Here is a 16299-nt window from a genome sequence, read left to right as displayed (position 1 = left end):
CGCATGGGCATAAGCCCTATGCGCCCTTGTTTCACGGCACCTTGGCTCATCAGAGGCGTTTTCGCTGACTATCCTCAACCTATACTGTTTTATTTTTCTATGAATGGCGGTTCTGAAAATGCCTAAGTGTTCTGGCTTGTATACCGTTCCTTTTGAGTTTGATTTGCTTTCGTTTGGTGAGGCTGTGGGGCTTGCTGCCGATACGGGGCGGATTTCTGGGGATGCTGGTCCTCTGCTCGAGACGGTTGTCGATATGCTCGATGAGCTGGGGCGGCCGGACGAGTACTTTGATTGCATTCAGGTTGCCGGTACCAATGGCAAGACTTCGACGACGCGTTTTTCGGCTGCTATCCTTCGCGGCGAGGGGCTCAAGGCTGCGCTTTATACGTCGCCGCAGCTTGTTCGCTATCCCGAGCGCATGGAGGTCGATGGGCACGTCGTGAGCGATGAGGCGTTTGCCCGTGGCGTTTCTGCTGCTGTTGAGGCGGGGCATCGAGTGAATGCGCGCCGCGTGGTGGCGGGGGAGCGTGCCTATACCATCACGCCGTTTGACCTGCTGACGGCCGCCGCGCTTGTGGTGTTTGCCGAGGCTCGCGTGGATGTCGCCGTGCTCGAGGTCGGCATGGGCGGTCGCTGGGACGCCACGAGCGCGACCGATCCTGTCGCCGTTGCCATCACGGGCATCGGACTCGATCACACGCGCATTCTGGGCGATACGCTCGAGGCCATTGCGGGGGAGAAGGCCGCCGTCATTAAGCCCGGACGCCTGGTTGTGCTGGGCGAGGGCACGCATGAGCCGAGCGTTCAGCGCGTTATGGACAACCGTTGTCGCGAGTGTGGTGTGGTGCCGCTGGTGGTGAGCCACACCACGACCAAGGTGCCGGCGCATGTGGGCGATACGGTTGAGTTTAGCTGTACCACGCCGCGTGCGATTTATACGTCGAGCATGGTTAAGCCGGCGTATCAGCCGCAGAATGCCGCGTGCGCGATTATGCTCTGCGAGGGGTATCTGGGTCGCGAGCTCGACCACGAGGCGCTTGATGCTTCGCTTATGGGCTGTGCCACGCCGGGCCGTTTTGATGTGTTGGGAACCGACCCGCTCAAGCTGATCGACGCCTGCCATAACCCCCAGAGCTGCGAGAACTTTGTGAGCGCCTTGGACGAGATCGATCCGTGCGTAGAGAATCGCCCCACGTTGCTGTGCGCCGCGCTGGCAGACAAGGACGTGGCGGGTATCGTCGACGTGCTGATCCCGGCCTTCCCGCGCGTGGTCGTCACACAGACCGATTCCGATCGCGCCTTGCCGGCGGAGGAGCTTGCTGCCCTGGTGGACTCCGATAAGCTCGCAGGCGTGTACCCCAGCGTGTCCGAGGCCCTCGCAGCCTTTGAGGCCGCAGGCGAGCCCTTCATAGCAGCAGGTACCATCACCCTGGCCGGCGAAGTTGCCGGTCTGCTACGCTAGATCCCTTCCGCAGGTTAGCTAGTTTGCCTGCTCGCCACGAAATGGGCCTATCTACTACGTTTGACCGGCTACCCTCAACCATGCCGAGAATCGCAAAATCAAAACCGCAGGTAGAAGGCTTGCCAATTTTCAAAAAATACCCGCATGGTCGCCCCATGCGGGTTAAACGTAGTAGATAGGCCCATTTCGTGGCGACATTCATGTGATGCGGCAAAGGGGCTGTCCCTTTGCCGCATTGCCTAGTCTAGGCGGACCGGATCGTGGGGGTAGGCGTTGAGAATCTCGACGCCGCTGTCGGTGACCAGGGCAAGGTCCTCGATGCGGACGCCGGTGCGGCCGGGGAGGTAGATGCCCGGCTCGATGGAAAACGTCATGCCCGGCTCTACGACCTGCTCGTTGACGAGCGAGACGTCACCCGGCTCGTGGTCTTGCAGGCCGATCGAGTGTCCCAGACGGTGCGTAAAGTACTTGCCATAACCCGCGTCCTCAATCACGTCGCGGGCGGCACGGTCCAGATCGCACATACGCACGCCCGGTGCGATGAGCGCCTCAGCGGCCTCGTTGGCGCGGCGCACGATGTCGTAGATGCGTGCCGTCTCCTCGTCCGGCTCGCCCCAAAAGAACGTGCGCGTCATGTCCGAGCAATAGTTGCGGCGACGCCCGCCAATGTCGAACAGCACCACGTCGCCACGCTTGAGTACCGTATCGTCTGGCTCGTGGTGCGGGTCGCCGGCGTTGGCGCCAAAGCTCACGATGGGCGGAAAGCTAAAGCCCTCGCAATCGTGCTTGCGATACAGGCCAAGCATCTGGTCGGCGATCTCGCGCTCTGTCACGCCTTCGTGGACGAGCTCGATCGCGTCGGCCATCACGGCGTCGTTAGCGGCCGAGGACACGCGCATAAGCTCCTGCTCGCCGGCGTCTTTGTAGGTTCGCGCGGCGGTCACGGCAAAATCGCCTAGGAAGAATTCGCTCGCGGCATGGCGCTCCATGAGGGGCATCAAGAAGCCGGAGCGCATGACGGTGTCGATGCCGAGCGGTTTGGTCGGATCAACCTCGCGAGCGATGGCGTCGGCCACGACGTCGGTATCGGTGTGGTACGCGACGCGGGCATTGTCATACTCGGGCAGCTGATGCAGCGCGTTGACCAAGATCACTGGCTCGCTACCGCGTGCGAGCAGTACGCCGCAAAAACGCTCGAACATATCGGCATAAAAGCCGGTCAGGTAATAAATCGACCACGGGTCGTTTACGAGCAGCTGCGCGCCGGGGTGCTGAGCCTCGAGCGCATCGAGCACGCGTGCCACGCGCTGGTCATCGACATGTGCCATACATCGTCCTTTCGTTAGGTTGCCACCATGGTATCCCCAATGCCAGGGTAGTCAATTTGGGACGGGGCTATTTTAGCTGCGTTAAACATGCGAGCTGATAGGTAAAAGTAGTCAATATGGTCCCGTCCCAAATGGGCTGGTTTCAAAACTATGGCGGATTACGGGGCTGGACCTGTATTACTTGACCATGGGAAAAATCGCGAAATTAAAACCGCAGGTAGAAGGCTTATCAAAAATCGAAAAATGCCGGTATGGGTGAGGGTCTCCGAATCAGCCCCGTAATCCGGCATAGTTTTGAAATGGCACTAAAGTAGGCACAAGCTAAATACCGATCCCAAGGCAAGTTGCGGTGGAATAGTTCCTTGATGCCGGGGTTTTGGCGGAAATCGGGAATTATTTCACCGCAATTGAGGAGGGGCGGGGCGGATGCGGGGTAGCTAAAAGAGCACCGTCCCAAACGAGCTGCTTAGGCCGGGTCGATGTCCATGCTGGCGATGAGGTCGATGTTGGTGTTGAGGAGGTCCTCCAGCACGACGTCGCCCATGCGGATGGGGGCCTGGACGACCAAGCCGCGGATGAGGTCCATGGCTTGGGCGTGGAGTGCCAGCGGGATGGCCTCGGCCGTGCGAACGGGCAGCAGTGCCTCGTCGCCGCCTGATACTGCCACGGTGGTAGTGAGGACGCGCATGGGGCAGGTGAGCTCCTGATGTGCGAACTTATCGCCGCGCGGGCAGCTGTTGCCGGTCACGGCGCGCACCGTCGCCACGCGGTCGTCGGCCCCGCGCTCCACTTCCACCGTAAGGAGGCACTCGGATGGGCAGGTGGTGCAGTTGAACTGTAGCGTCTCGATCGCATTTGTGCTCATGGCTATGCCTCCTCGACGGGCTCGACGGAAAGGATAATCTCGCTGGCACCCAGGTCGAGCGCTCGCTGTATCACCTTTGCCGGCAGCGTGAAGCTTTCCATAACACTCGGTTTAAACGCGCGGACCTTGCCCGTAAGCAGTTCCTCGTCGCCCGCCAGAATGCGCACGCGGGCGGCATCGACCGGCCGGCGCACGCGGAAGTTGAGCCTGGTGAGTGCCACGGCCGTAATGCGTCCCGGCAGCGCGTAGCCGGCGATGCCGGCAGGGGAGACCGTGAGCTCGAAGCTCGTGCTCGCAGCACTCGCCCTGGCGTTGCCGCCCAACGCCCACGCCGCTGCAGCCGCACCGGCACGCTCGGACTCGGCCGTCACGTTATCGGCCAGGTCGTGCACGTGCAGCACGTTGCCGCAGGCAAAGATGCCCGGCACGCCCGTCTGCAGGCTCTGGTCCACCACGGCGCCGCGCGTGCGCGGGTCAAGCTCAACACCCGCGCCTACCGAAAGCTCGTTCTCGGGAATCAAACCTACCGAAAGCAGCAGCGTGTCGCACGGAACGATGCGCTCGGTCCCCGGAATGGGCGCCAGATTTTCGTCGACCTGGCTCACCTCGACGGCCTCCACGCGGTCGTGCCCAATCACGCGTGTGACGGTGGTGGACAGGTGCAGCGGAATGCCAAAATCGTCCAGGCAATTCTTTACATTGCGGCGCAGGCCGTTGGCGTATGGCATAAGCTCGTACACGCCCTCGACCGAAATCCCCTCGAGCGTGCAGCGACGCGCCATGATGAGCCCAATGTCGCCCGAGCCTAAAATGACGGCGCGCGAGCCGGGCTTGAGGTTGTCGATGTTGATGTATCGCTGCGCCAGGCCGGCGGTAAACACGCCGGCGGGGCGGCTGCCGGGAATCTTGATCTCGCTGCGCGTGCGCTCGCGACACCCCATGGCAAGGACGACGGCGCGCCCGGTGAGCTGCAACATGCCGGCGGGGCTCATGAGCGTGACGGTGTGTGCCGAGGCATCGCTCGCCGCGCCACTTGCGCCCGTGCCTGCGACTTTGTCCTCGCTTGAGTCGATCCCAATCACCGTACTGTCCAGGAACAGTGCGATATCGGTTTCGCGCACCTGGTCGATAAAGCGCTGTGCGTACTCGGGACCGGTCAGTTCCTGCTTAAAGTGTGAGAGGCCAAAGCCCGGGTGCATGCACTGGCGCAGGATGCCGCCCAGGTGCTGTTCGCGCTCCACGATGGCCACGCGCGCTCCGGCCTTGTGTGCGGCAAGTGAGGCCGCCATGCCGGCAGGTCCGCCGCCGATAACGACTACGTCGAACGCCTGCGTCTGCACGGCGCCAGCAGCAATTGATGCCCTGTCGGCATCTGCGCAAGTGCACTCGACGCCCGATACCGCACCCATATCGATACTCGTCGCCATCCTAGCGCACCCCCTTCAACGGTCCCTCTACCAGCCAGGAGCCATCGTCTTCCAACGGTACCTCGCTGGGATCGCAGCCCAGCTCGCGGGCCAGAATCCGCACCACGCGGCTCTGGCAAAAGCCGCTCTGGCACCGACCCATGCCGGCACGGCAGCGGCGTTTGACGCCCTCGACCGAAACCGCACCCGGGCGGCGTCGAATCGCGGCCACGATTTCGGCCTCGGGCACCGTCTCGCAGCGGCAGACGATCTGCCCCCACGCGGGGTCGGACTCGATCAGCTCTTCCTTGCGCGCAAGCGGCGCACGGTCGAAGTCGTCCGGCGCGCGGCGAATCGGATCCCAATCGGCCCGCTCGCGCAAAGCAACGCCCGCCTCGCGCAGCACCTGCTCCATTCGCTCGGCAATGGCCGGAGCGCTTGCCACGCCCGGCGACTGAATGCCTGCCGCCTGGAACAGGCCTGGCACCACGGCGGACTGCCCAATAAAGAAGTCGTTCGTTCCCTTAATGACCGGACGCCCGCCGGCAAACGCTCGCACCACGCGGCGCGTGTCCAGATCGGGCACCAGCTTGCGCGCGCCGCCCAGCAGCGCGTCGACATCGCTCGCATAGGTCTGCGTGTCGCCCGCCTCGCGCACGGCGGCGGTCGCGGTGATCACCGTGTTGCCGTGGACGGTGCCCGTAACGATGACGCCCTTGGAAACCGGCGTGGGAACGGGGTAGAGCGGCATGAGTGCGCGCGGCTCCTTGTCCAGCACCACAATGTTGCCCTGGCGCCAGACCATCTGGAACTCCTCGGCGCCCGCCATATGCGAGATGTCTGCGGCGCCGTTGCCCGCCGCGTTAATCAAATAGCGGCAGCGCACATCACCGGTCGGTGTCACCAGCGTAAAACGAGCAGTCCCGTCACCGCTCTTGTCGCCAACGTCGGGAGCTACCTCGATCGTCTCCACCGGTGCGGAGCGCACAAACGTCACGCCGTTGGCTACGGCGTTCTCCATCGCGGCGATGGCGACCTCAAAGGGATCGACATAGCCGGTCGAGGGACACCACAGCGCGCACGTGGCCTGGGCGCTGGCACGCGGCTCCAGCTCGTGGATGCGCTCGGCCCCGATGATCGCCAACTCGGGTACGCCGTTTGCCAGCCCGTTGCTTTGCAGCTGCTCCAGCTGCGCGCGGTCTTGGTCGCTAAAGCCCAGCACCATGGACCCGGTGCGGCAAAACAAAAAGCCCAGCTCCTGGGCCCACGTGCCATATAGCTCGCAGCCGCGGGCGTTGACCTGGGCCTTAACCGTGCCCGGCGTCGGATCGTAGCCGGCGTGCACCAGGCCGCCGTTGGCCTTCGACGCGCCTAGGGCAATGTCGTTGGCCGCCTCGACCACGCAGATGGACAGGTCATAGCGTGCGAGCTGCCGCGCGATGGCGCATCCGGTGATGCCCGCGCCCACAATCGCGATATCAAACGTTTCTGTCACAGTGCCTCCAAGACGAGTTGACAGGCTGTCAATAAGGCTATCCTACGGTGTGCGCATCCCCCGCGCAGCGGCAATGCGGCGAACAGCCCCGCTGCATCCGCCAACGGCAGGCGAGGGGAGACTCAGGTCCATCGGTGACCTCGTCTGGCACCCCTGTTGTCAAAGGTTTGTCTCGTTCTGTAACGGTAAGCAGAAGAGTTGGGTTCCAGATGTTACAGATCGAGACGTTTGCCAGGCGGGCCCTCTGTTTGTCTTGATTTGTAACAGTAAGAGTAGAAAATCGGTCCTATGTGTTACAGATTGAGATTTAAAGTCAGGGAGAGGTCATCTGTCTCGATCTGTAACATCTCGGTACCGTTTTGGGGTCTAGATGTTACAGATTTAGATGAACCCATCAGTCGGTTTCGAATGTCTAAATCTGTAACAGTTAGACCTGTTTTTGCCGAGTTGTTGTTACAGATTGAGATATTGGGATTGGACATTTTCCTTTGTCTTGATCTGTAACAGATAGAAGGGTTTCTGGCCCCTAGTTGTTACAGATTGAGATATCTTAACGGAGAGCTCACCGTTCATCTTGATCTGTAACAGTAGGGACTGATTCTGGAGCCAAGATGTTACAGATTGAGATTGTAGTCGGGGAGAGAACGGTTTGTCTAATCCTGTAACATCTGGACCCGGATTCCGCTCTCACCTGTTACAGATTGAGATGTTTCTATCCGCCCATGCCTGCGACCTGCCAAATCGTTAACCCCCGTGTTACACTAACTCGAGTTGTAACTACCCCGAAAGGTATCCGTAATGTCCAAGTACATCTCCGAGCTCATGTCGCCGCAGCTTATGGGCGTCATCTATGCCTTTGTTGGCTTTATCATCGCCCTGTACGTGCTGTCGGTCGTCTATGTGTTTATTGACGCCCGCCGCCGCGGCGCCAGCGCTTACGTGGCATGGGGCATCATTGCCCTCATCCCGTTTGTAGGCCTCATCGCCTACCTGGTCCTGCGCCCGCACTCCTATGCGGCCGACCGCGAGGAGCAGGAGCTGGACATGGCCCTGCGCGAGCGTCAGCTTGCCCAGTACGGCACCTGCCCGCAGTGCGGCGCGCCCATCGAGAAGGACTTTGTCGTCTGCCCGGTGTGCGACACCCAGGTTCGCAACGTGTGCCCCAGCTGCCATCGCCCGCTCGACGCGCACTGGAAGGTCTGCCCCTACTGCCGAACTCGCATCCAGTAGCGCATCCATCGCCGGGCCGGCCGCAAGCCACGGGCCCCGCGCGCCACGCGAACGCCGCGCGCCCTGCACCCGCCCCACGCGATGAAGCATGCGTAGAAATTCGCCCGCCGTGCCATTCAGGTGCGGCGGGCGCTTGTATACCTAGGTAACCTGCCTATAATGATGCAAGTCAAAACGCACGCGCCGGCAAGCGCAATGCACACCGCACGGCGCCAAGCAGCACTTGCACCAGGCATCCGAGAGGAGAAAACATACCCATGAAGGCACTCTACAATGACGGTTCGGTGGCCGAGCTCCCGCAGGACGAGGTCACGCACGTCATCCGCCACTCCGCCGCGCACATCATGGCGCAGGCCATCAAGCGCCTGTACCCCCAGGCCGATTTTGCCTACGGCCCCGCGACCGACAATGGCTTTTACTACGACGTCGACCTGCCCGAGGGCGTCAAGATCAGCGAGGACGACTTCCCCGCGATCGAGGCCGAGATGAAAAAGATCGTCAAGGAGAACCTCAAGTTCACCGTGTACGAGAAGTCCCGCGCCGAGGCCATCGCCCTTATGGAGGAGCGCGGCGAGAAGTACAAGGTCGAGCACATCGGCGATCTGGACGACGACGCCCGCATCACCTTCTACCAGCAGGGCGACTACATCGACATGTGCGTCGGCCCCCACATCTGCTACACCAAGGCTCTCAAGGCCTTTAAGCTCACCGGCGTCTCGGGCGCCTACTGGAAGGGTGACAAGGACAACAAGATGCTCACCCGCATCAACGGCGTCGCCTTTGCCACCAAGGAAGAGCTCGACGAGCATATGCACATGCTGGAGGAGGCCAAGAAGCGCGACCACCGCAAGATCGGCCGCGAGATGGACCTCTTTATGATGCGCGACGAGGCCCCCGGCTTCCCGTTCTTCCTGCCCAACGGCATGATCCTTAAGAACACGCTGCTGGACTACTGGCGCGAGATCCACCACAAGGCCGGCTACGTGGAGATCTCCACGCCGCTCATCATGAACAAGCAGCTGTGGAAGACCTCGGGCCACTGGGACCACTACAAGGACAACATGTACTCCACCGTCATCGACGACGAAGAGTACTGCATTAAGCCCATGAACTGCCCGGGCGGCGTGCTGGTGTACGCCTCCAAGCCGCACTCCTACCGCGAGCTGCCCATCCGCGCCGGCGAGATTGGCCTGGTGCACCGCCACGAGCTGCGCGGAGCCCTGCACGGCCTGTTCCGCGTGCGCTGCTTTAACCAGGACGACGCCCACCTGTTTGTGCGCCCCGACCAGCTGACCGACGAGATTGTGGGCGTGGTCAACCTTATCGACTCCGTGTACCAAAAGTTTGGCTTTAAGTATCACGTTGAGCTTTCCACCCGCCCCGAGGACTCCATGGGTTCTGACGAGGACTGGGAGCGCGCCGAGGAGGGTCTGCGCACCGCTCTGGAGCAGCTGGGCATGGACTACGAGGTCAACGAGGGCGACGGCGCCTTCTACGGCCCCAAGATCGACTTCCACCTGGAGGACTCGCTCGGCCGTACCTGGCAGTGCGGTACCGTCCAGCTCGACTTCCAGATGCCGCTCAACTTTGATCTGGAGTACGTGGATGCCGACGGCACCAAGAAGCGCCCCATCATGCTGCATCGCGTGTGCTTTGGCTCCATCGAGCGCTTCATCGGTATTCTGATCGAGCACTTTGCGGGCAAGTTCCCCACCTGGTTGGCTCCCGTGCAGGTCAAGGCGCTTCCCGTCTCCGAGAAGAGCCGCGACTACGCCCACGAGGTGTGCGCCAAGCTGGAAGAGGCCGGCATTCGCGTGGTCTGCGACGATCGCGACGAGAAGATCGGCTACAAGATCCGCGAGGCCCGCAGTATCGACCGCGTGCCCTATATGCTCATCCTGGGCGAGAAGGAGGTCGAGGCCGGCAACATCTCCGTCCGCGATCGTTCCAACGAGACCGTTCCGATGAGCGTTGACGAGTTTGTTGCCAAGGTGACCGAGGAGATTAAGACTCGCGCCTAAGACAAACTGCACAACAATTAACAAAGGCGACCGTCTACAAAGGGCGGTCGCCTTTTTCATACCCAAATAAGAAAAGCCGCTGGTTGAGCGGTTTTTTTGTTGCACAAAAAGGTACAACTTGTCTAATCACTATTCCGATATGGCTGCGCAGATTCCTTCGTCCCTGTCGAAGGTCGGCCTAGCGACTGATTCCTTTGCGAAGATTACGGCTATGGCTCAGCAGAATCAGCTTAATGCTTTGTGTTCATACCTTGAAGCGATTGATTCCATAAAGTGGAATCAGATTGGGCCCGCTTATTCGGCTTTGGACAACGTTGGCTTTGGCGAGATCGACGGAGAGGGCATCGAGGATGATGCCGAGTAGCATGGGCTATATGACCACCGTCATCAAGGTGCTTAAGATTGGAGATGAGCGCGGCTCATTTTCAGAACTGATGGAACGAGACGATTCAGCTGCTTGATTAGCGACGTGGCTTGACATGTGTTTTAGAGGGATACAATTGGCCAAGCATTTCAGTTCAAATTAAGGTGGGCCCATGTTTGAGAAAGAGCAGGCTGGATTTAACTTTCTTAAATCCAAAGACGTGTACGCTATCTTGGATGGAGATGCGTCATTTCGTTCAGACGCGCTTGATGAAGAGGTCTCCCTTCCGTATCAATCGGGCCCTAAGTTAGTTGAAGTGCTCAATAAGTTTGGAATAGACGCTTCGTATGGTTCATCTAGCCGGTGGATGTATGTTGAAGCCCTGCTCGAGCATTGTATCGAGAATAATCGTGTTTCTGATATGTTGGCCTATTTCTTTAACCTCGCGCGCTTCCAAAAAGAGTTTTCTGGCCTGACGCCGGAGGAAATAAAACGGAGACATGCCGTGATTGTTGAGGGTGCTATCGCTGCCATTAACAGCATTCTATTCTTTGGTGGGCATGAGCTGAGATGTTTCGGTAATAACTACGTCATTACGTCAGTCGATGACGTGCCCGCGATGTCTATTCCTTCAATCAACACGATTGACCGTTCTTATATTAAAGATATGGCCAATAGAGCCCAGGAAGATATTGAACTTGGGAATTTCGATAGCGCTCTCACTAAAGCGAGAACATTACTAGAAGAGGTCTTCTGTTGGGCTATCGAACGCAAAGGAGAACGGCCTTCGAGCAGCGGCGATGTCGGAAAAATGTTCTCTCAAGTCAAATGCCTCTATAATATTCATGCTGATAAGACAATGGATAGGAGAATTTGTGACTTGGTAAATGGACTCAATAAAATTGTCGACTCAATTGGTCAGATGAGAAATAAACAGGGCGATGCTCACGGAGTGGGGGCATCAAGGGTGAACATCGAGGACTATCATGCAAGGCTTGCTGTGAACGCTGCTGCCAACGTTGCGGATTTTGTGCTGTCGGTTGTTCATCGAGCGGAGAGAGATAGACACTAAGGTTTTTACGATGGTGTGTCGAATTGGCTAGTGGTCATCAGTTTGTTCGGCCGTCTTTGGTATTACAGCTCATCGTGGTTATGGCTGTTGAGGTGGCTAATTAACTGGTATCGATTGTGCCTAATAACGAATGTCTTGAATTGTTGTCCGCATCGGCGCTTAGAATCTAACCGGAGCAGCACGGACAGATTTAGCTTCAGGTACCGTCAATATTCTTTCTCAAATTGATTTTGCCGTCCTCGACACCGTTCTCTTCTAGCCCTCCGCCTTTTCCTTCAGCTCGTCCAACTCCTCTAGTTTGGACATGTCCAGGCACCTCCTCTTGTCCCAATCGTGCACCACTATGTACTTCAGCCCCGTCGTCATCAGCATGGGGACTGAGTTGCCGTCTGAGAAGGTCGCGACGACCCTCTTCCTCCTCCTGATCTCGCGGTTGATGCGCTCGATTCCATTGTCCGTTCTGGTCCGGCGCCAGCGCTCGGGCGGGAATTCCGTGTAGGTCAGCGTCTCGGCGAACCCGCCGCGCACCGTCCTCGCGGCCGCTCGAGCCACATCGACCCCAACTCGTCCGCTAGCTCCTCGGCCTTCTTGCCGCATGCCTCGCACGATTCCTGCGCGTGGATCGCCTTCAACATGCGCGCCACGGCCTTTCGCCTGGTCACGGGAACCCTTCCCAGCACGTTGCGGTAGTGTCTCAAGGAGCTTTGTAAAAGGGGGCTCATTATTTCGGATGAACATGTCTATAAGTTGATGGCCACGTCGGATTGGTTTGACCGTGAGCTTGTCCTCTTAAAATGGGATGGCGGAAAAAGGAGGCAAGGGTCTTTCCGCTTCCCACTCATCGCCGATGATATTCCTAGGGTCATTTCAAGTAGAAGGCTCGCGGGCATATGGCTGCGCTAAAACGTAATTGACTACTGGGAGGATTATCTGAACCGGGCAGTTGATGATCAAAAGAAACGATTTAAGCTCGAAAAGGAAATTGGGAAACGAATCGAAAAGCTACTAAACTAGCTATTTAACTTTTTTCTAAACTGGTTCAATTAACGCTAATCGCCTGTTGCGCCTGACTTCATTTGCGGAACTGGAGCCAACTATGATCGAGCAAAAACAGAACGGAGCGGCCTCGATCGATATTGCCGATATATTGGTTGCGATTTTAACTTCAGCTGCACTTCCTGTAGTTTCTCACATGCTTACTCTTGTGTTTGGGGATAGCTCACTGTGGTCGGTCGATCGCCTGATGATTCTCTATTTCTCTTCTCTTTCTGGATGGATATTACGAGAGAGTTTTCGGCTTGCAATGGTACAAAGTGGGCTAAAGGCCAGGGGCTATACTTTTATGGATTCTGACGCGGCCGGTAATGCGGTATGGACTTTTCCCGTTATGGTCGCACTTTTCTGCTGGGATACGGTTCCGGGGCTTATGGCTTTGTTGGTTATTTATTGCGCCGCGGCTTTCTTTCTATCTAAAAACAAAGGCATTATTTGCATTGATGCCGATAAGATGTGCTTTATTGGGGTTACGGCGTCCTTGACCGTTTCGCTAACTGAGGGATTGCTCCCGATTCAAGAAGTCGATATTTCCGGGACGGTCGTATTAATTGTTTTCATACTATTGCTTGTTTATTTAATAGCCTCTAACTATTTGGTTGATCGCATTCGAATTTGGCATAGGGAGCGCAAGCGTTAAAGCAGAATATGCTACAGATCTTGATTGACTAATTCTTCGTTATTTCAATTAGGAGCTCAGGCTTGTGTGTGTATCTTTGCACGCGAAATGGAGCATCCGTCTTGTTTTTCGTTTGTTTTTGATATACGCGCTAATAAGTAAAATAAGGCTAACACATGATTAAAAGAGTTATTTCTGAGTTAGTCCCAAGTGCACTAGCTGTTCTTGCTTTCTTTGAGCTTGTCTTCCCCAAAGTTGCCGAACGTGCTTTCGATCATGTCCTTAATAGGCGAATGGCGGAATTTAAATCCATCTTGGATACTTTTCTTGAGGCCTATAAGGATGAGCTTGCGCGCGCTTCATCTGCTCATAGGTTGATTTTCGATCAAGAGATACGTTTTTTGACAAAACGGACAATTTGCTGGCGAAGCTAATCCTGCTAATCCAAGAGATGCGGGATGCAATATTGGGTTCTGACTTTGGCGAACTGGAGAAGAGCTGTTTCCTTCGCTACCTTGAGATTATTCCCGAACTTAAGAATGCCGTGCTCGTGTACGAACCGGGGGTGCGTTTGTCACCAATGGAAATTGGCCCAGTTTGCACTGATTGCCATGCTCTAATTGGACAAATGTAAATGGCGTTTCGAGACATTGCCGAACTCTTTCGCGGTAGCGTATAGGGTCCCGTGCGATTCGCGAGCTCTTCCCTTGATATCATGGTCATAGCGTTTTATTTGCCGACCTTTATCGGAGATGCCCTATGGTCCAGATCGATCCGATGGAATATCCAAAGTTTTCCGATTATTCATCCCATGCCCAGTCTTCTCCCAATATTCCTGTTGGGAGTACGGGGATGATCGAGACTCTAAGAACGATTCTGGATGCCTTAAAGCGCGGTCAATCCCTAGACGATGCCATTTCAATTGAGGGCTCAACGGCCAAACTTTCTCTTGGCGAAGCTTGTCTTGCCCTGAGTCCGTGCGGATTGGTTGTTAAGGCTGCTGAGGGATACACTCCTTCTGCGGAAGCGGACCGTTGGATTGACACGGGAGATAACTCCTATCTGGCTGCGTGCCTGGCATGTCGTTGTAAATTCTTTAGCGGCATGATTGACGTGCTGGGCACGCCAAAGACTTCGGGCGAGCTGCGTTTAATCGCCAATGCCGAGTATGGAATGAGCTGGACCAAGAAGAGCGAGGTTCAGCGCCGTCTAAAATGGGCTCGCGAGCTCGGCCTTGTTGAATATCGAGAATACGAAGGATGTCGATATGCACGGACCCCTCTAGGTGACCAATGGGTTTCTCAGATTGAAGTGGAACCCAAGGGCGTCTTGGAGGAATCTGCTTCCTTAAACTGGGATGAGCCTTCAAATTGGGCCGTCGACCTTGCTTTAAATGCTAAACAATCTAATCGTTCGGATTCTATTGGATTTTTCGCTGGTGGAGCATCCGGTTTTATTGATGTCACAGCTGAGCTTCTTTCCATCGTTAAAAACGGTGGTGATGAGTCTGCAATCGTTCAGTTTTCTAACTTGTCCTATAAACTTTCCGAAAGCTCAACCAGGGCGGCGATTTCTTCACTTTCAAAATTGGGCTTTGTGCAGCGGTCATCACTTACGACGTACGAATTAACTTCAATTGGTGACGCTTGGCTGTCTGAAAAATCTGCAATTAATTTTGCTTGCTGTTTTCATGCAGCGTTCTCTTGGGTATTTGAGCTTTTGCCGCTTGTTGGCCACAGCGCGTTTGATGTTAGGTCAATCCAGCTGCATCTATTCGAACGTTTTAACGTCAACATCTCCCATGATGCGCTAAGAAAGCGTCTTAATGTGTTGTTGAAAGCCGGCTTGCTTAAAAAGAGAAGCCAGATGAGTTATCAGGCAACTGAGCACTGCGACTCATTTTTGAGTGGATATGGGTTTAATTTCATCGTTGATTCCATTGGCAAACAGGGGACGGGACCTGAGCAGCCCGTGGCTACCGATGTCGACAAACTGATTACAGAGCTTTGGGATGCTTCGCGCGATTCCGGTCATCCCGATCGGCTGGAACGAGCTGTGGAGCGGTGCTTTAGTCGCCTTGGGTTTAGAACGACTTTGTTGGGCGGGTCTGGTGATACAGATGTTTTAGCGGTCGCGAATGCTGCTTCGAGATTTTCTTATTCCGTGGTAATTGATGCCAAATCAACCTCTAATGGCGGGGTCTCTGCCTCACAAGTCGATTTTGATACCCTTGAGCTGCATCGTCGTAAACACGATGCGTCGTTCATCGCCGTTGTGGGGTCAAGTTTTTCTGAAAAACGGATCTGCGATAGGGCCAAGGAACATGACGTCGCGTTGTTTGGAATTAGCGAGTTGGAAAAGCTTCTTAAGCTTCAAGAGGAGATTCCGCTCGTCTCTCAAGACTACAAAGTTCTCTTCGAGTATTCGGGGTCTATCGATCTTGGTTTATTGGAACCCGCTATTGCCCGCTTTAGGCGAACAACCAAGCTGCTCGATTTGGTGCTCAGGGCGTTGCTTTCTCAAAACGAAGATAAAGAATTTGGCGGGTTGATGTCTAAGCGGGATGTTTACTGGTTCATGAAAAACGGAACGTCCTCAATTGAAGATTTGTCGATCAGCGAGGTTGGGGAAATGCTCGAGTTCCTGTCCTCTCCTTTTGTTGGGTGCATTGGCAAGGATAAAGACGGATATTACGCTGTGGGATCTTTCGATGATGCCGCTAAGAGGCTTGTTCTGCTGGCCAAGGCGTGTAATGGGTAGCGTTGGCTTGGTCGGGAACCTGATCTCACGTGCCCTTGTTTACTTGATGCGGTTTTGGGGATTCATATTTCGCCACGATTAAGAAAAACTGTTCCAAATCGAGGCCAGTTATGTCGAATTGAGCAATTAAGTATCCAATGATGGGGTCACCGTGGACCCTAAGCGAGTCGGAGCCAAAAAAGTCCCTGTTATTGCGAGCGGCGGCCCTTTGTTTTAATTAGGAGTTTATGGGCACGGAGGCGTTTGCTTCTGTCTGGGCTGCTTACTAGCTGTTTTCTGGCGCAGGTGATAGTGGGCTATTCCAGGCTGCAGCATGGCAACATCAAGATTGCCATGAAGCAACTCGGGCAGAGTCCGAAAACATGTAGTAGGCCGACAAGAACCAGTCGGCGTAGATTCCCATCCTGTACGGTAAAGGCGCTTCCATTGGATCGCTCTGCTCACCAGGCAGGCCATGGTAGCAGTCGGCTGCGTTCATACGGAGATAGCCGTCCGTTTGTTCGTCGATGTGCACCTTTTTGTACGAGAATTTCAGCAGGTAGGAGAAGTCGTTCTATATTGAAATCGCCTTTGAGTTATCCTGTCGTGCAATGAAAAACAGAGACTATCCGTAGTCTCTGTTTT

At 56.2% G+C, this 16299-nt stretch carries 12 protein-coding genes and 1 pseudogene; 8 read left to right on the top strand and 5 right to left on the bottom strand.

Annotation, left to right across the window (positions count from 1 at the left end; translation table 11 throughout):
• Nucleotides 1-118 precede the first annotated feature (118 nt).
• Nucleotides 119-1462 (top strand): bifunctional folylpolyglutamate synthase/dihydrofolate synthase, encoded by a 1344-nt coding sequence (locus tag ACTQZF_RS03195; protein WP_441554536.1) that lies wholly within the window; start codon nt 119-121, stop codon nt 1460-1462.
• Nucleotides 1463-1701: 239 nt separating this feature from the next.
• Here the strand turns inward: ACTQZF_RS03195 and ACTQZF_RS03190 are convergent, their stop codons facing one another.
• The 4 genes from ACTQZF_RS03190 to ACTQZF_RS03175 form a co-directional block, all read right to left on the bottom strand.
• Nucleotides 1702-2790 (bottom strand): M24 family metallopeptidase, encoded by a 1089-nt coding sequence (locus ACTQZF_RS03190; protein WP_441554535.1) that lies wholly within the window; start codon nt 2788-2790, stop codon nt 1702-1704.
• Between the two features lie 466 nt (nt 2791-3256).
• Nucleotides 3257-3655 (bottom strand): DUF1667 domain-containing protein, encoded by a 399-nt coding sequence (locus tag ACTQZF_RS03185; protein ID WP_441554534.1) that lies wholly within the window; start codon nt 3653-3655, stop codon nt 3257-3259.
• A 2-nt stretch (nt 3656-3657) separates the two neighbouring features.
• A complete protein-coding gene (locus ACTQZF_RS03180; RefSeq protein WP_441554533.1) occupies nt 3658-5082 on the bottom strand; it encodes an NAD(P)/FAD-dependent oxidoreductase in 1425 nt (474 codons plus the stop codon).
• Nucleotide 5083: 1 nt separating this feature from the next.
• A complete protein-coding gene (locus ACTQZF_RS03175; protein WP_441554532.1) occupies nt 5084-6556 on the bottom strand; it encodes an NAD(P)/FAD-dependent oxidoreductase in 1473 nt (490 codons plus the stop codon).
• A gap of 798 nt (nt 6557-7354) precedes the next feature.
• Between ACTQZF_RS03175 and ACTQZF_RS03170 the strand changes: the two genes are divergently transcribed.
• The 4 genes from ACTQZF_RS03170 (at nt 7355) to ACTQZF_RS03155 (ending at nt 11243) form a co-directional block, all read left to right on the top strand.
• Entirely contained in the window at nt 7355-7786 is a 432-nt protein-coding gene (locus tag ACTQZF_RS03170) for a double zinc ribbon domain-containing protein (RefSeq protein WP_006234085.1), read from the top strand.
• Between the two features lie 257 nt (nt 7787-8043).
• A complete protein-coding gene (gene thrS / locus ACTQZF_RS03165) occupies nt 8044-9807 on the top strand; it encodes a threonine--tRNA ligase (RefSeq protein ID WP_441554531.1) in 1764 nt (587 codons plus the stop codon).
• Nucleotides 9808-9925: 118 nt separating this feature from the next.
• Nucleotides 9926-10171, top strand: a complete 246-nt coding sequence (locus ACTQZF_RS03160) for a hypothetical protein (protein WP_441053866.1) — start codon at nt 9926-9928, stop codon at nt 10169-10171.
• Between the two features lie 172 nt (nt 10172-10343).
• Nucleotides 10344-11243 (top strand): abortive infection family protein, encoded by a 900-nt coding sequence (locus ACTQZF_RS03155; protein ID WP_441554530.1) that lies wholly within the window; start codon nt 10344-10346, stop codon nt 11241-11243.
• 255 nt (nt 11244-11498) lie between these two features.
• Here ACTQZF_RS03155 and ACTQZF_RS03150 read toward each other — a convergent pair.
• Nucleotides 11499-11944 (bottom strand): annotated as a pseudogene (locus ACTQZF_RS03150) (transposase); the annotation flags it as partial.
• Between the two features lie 395 nt (nt 11945-12339).
• Between ACTQZF_RS03150 and ACTQZF_RS03145 the strand changes: the two are divergent.
• The 3 genes from ACTQZF_RS03145 (at nt 12340) to ACTQZF_RS03135 (ending at nt 15675) form a co-directional block, all read left to right on the top strand.
• A complete protein-coding gene (locus ACTQZF_RS03145; RefSeq protein ID WP_441554529.1) occupies nt 12340-12936 on the top strand; it encodes a hypothetical protein in 597 nt (198 codons plus the stop codon).
• 155 nt (nt 12937-13091) lie between these two features.
• The gene (locus ACTQZF_RS03140; protein WP_427719873.1) at nt 13092-13349 is read left to right on the top strand and encodes a hypothetical protein; all 258 of its coding nucleotides are present in this window, start codon (nt 13092-13094) and stop codon (nt 13347-13349) included.
• A gap of 325 nt (nt 13350-13674) precedes the next feature.
• Nucleotides 13675-15675, top strand: a complete 2001-nt coding sequence (locus tag ACTQZF_RS03135; protein WP_441055834.1) for a hypothetical protein — start codon at nt 13675-13677, stop codon at nt 15673-15675.
• The last annotated feature ends 624 nt before the right edge of the window (nt 15676-16299 follow it).

The sequence above is a fragment of the Collinsella sp. LCP19S3_H3 genome, from assembly GCF_052119145.1.
In the GTDB taxonomy this organism is placed as follows: domain Bacteria; phylum Actinomycetota; class Coriobacteriia; order Coriobacteriales; family Coriobacteriaceae; genus Collinsella.
The sequence above is the reverse complement of the archived record's forward strand: the minus strand, read 5'-3'. Positions and strand labels throughout refer to the sequence as shown.

What these genes read in the sequence shown, in the direction of transcription:
- thrS (WP_441554531.1), top strand. Translation starts at nt 8,044, where the DNA reads ATGAAGGCACTCTACAATGACGGTTCGGTGGCCGAGCTCCCGCAGGAC.
- ACTQZF_RS03180 (WP_441554533.1), bottom strand. Translation starts at nt 5,082, where the DNA reads ATGGCGACGAGTATCGATATGGGTGCGGTATCGGGCGTCGAGTGCACT.
- ACTQZF_RS03195 (WP_441554536.1), top strand. Translation starts at nt 119, where the DNA reads ATGCCTAAGTGTTCTGGCTTGTATACCGTTCCTTTTGAGTTTGATTTG.
- ACTQZF_RS03185 (WP_441554534.1), bottom strand. Translation starts at nt 3,655, where the DNA reads ATGAGCACAAATGCGATCGAGACGCTACAGTTCAACTGCACCACCTGC.
- ACTQZF_RS03170 (WP_006234085.1), top strand. Translation starts at nt 7,355, where the DNA reads ATGTCCAAGTACATCTCCGAGCTCATGTCGCCGCAGCTTATGGGCGTC.
- ACTQZF_RS03135 (WP_441055834.1), top strand. Translation starts at nt 13,675, where the DNA reads ATGGTCCAGATCGATCCGATGGAATATCCAAAGTTTTCCGATTATTCA.
- ACTQZF_RS03140 (WP_427719873.1), top strand. Translation starts at nt 13,092, where the DNA reads ATGATTAAAAGAGTTATTTCTGAGTTAGTCCCAAGTGCACTAGCTGTT.
- ACTQZF_RS03145 (WP_441554529.1), top strand. Translation starts at nt 12,340, where the DNA reads ATGATCGAGCAAAAACAGAACGGAGCGGCCTCGATCGATATTGCCGAT.
- ACTQZF_RS03155 (WP_441554530.1), top strand. Translation starts at nt 10,344, where the DNA reads ATGTTTGAGAAAGAGCAGGCTGGATTTAACTTTCTTAAATCCAAAGAC.
- ACTQZF_RS03190 (WP_441554535.1), bottom strand. Translation starts at nt 2,790, where the DNA reads ATGGCACATGTCGATGACCAGCGCGTGGCACGCGTGCTCGATGCGCTC.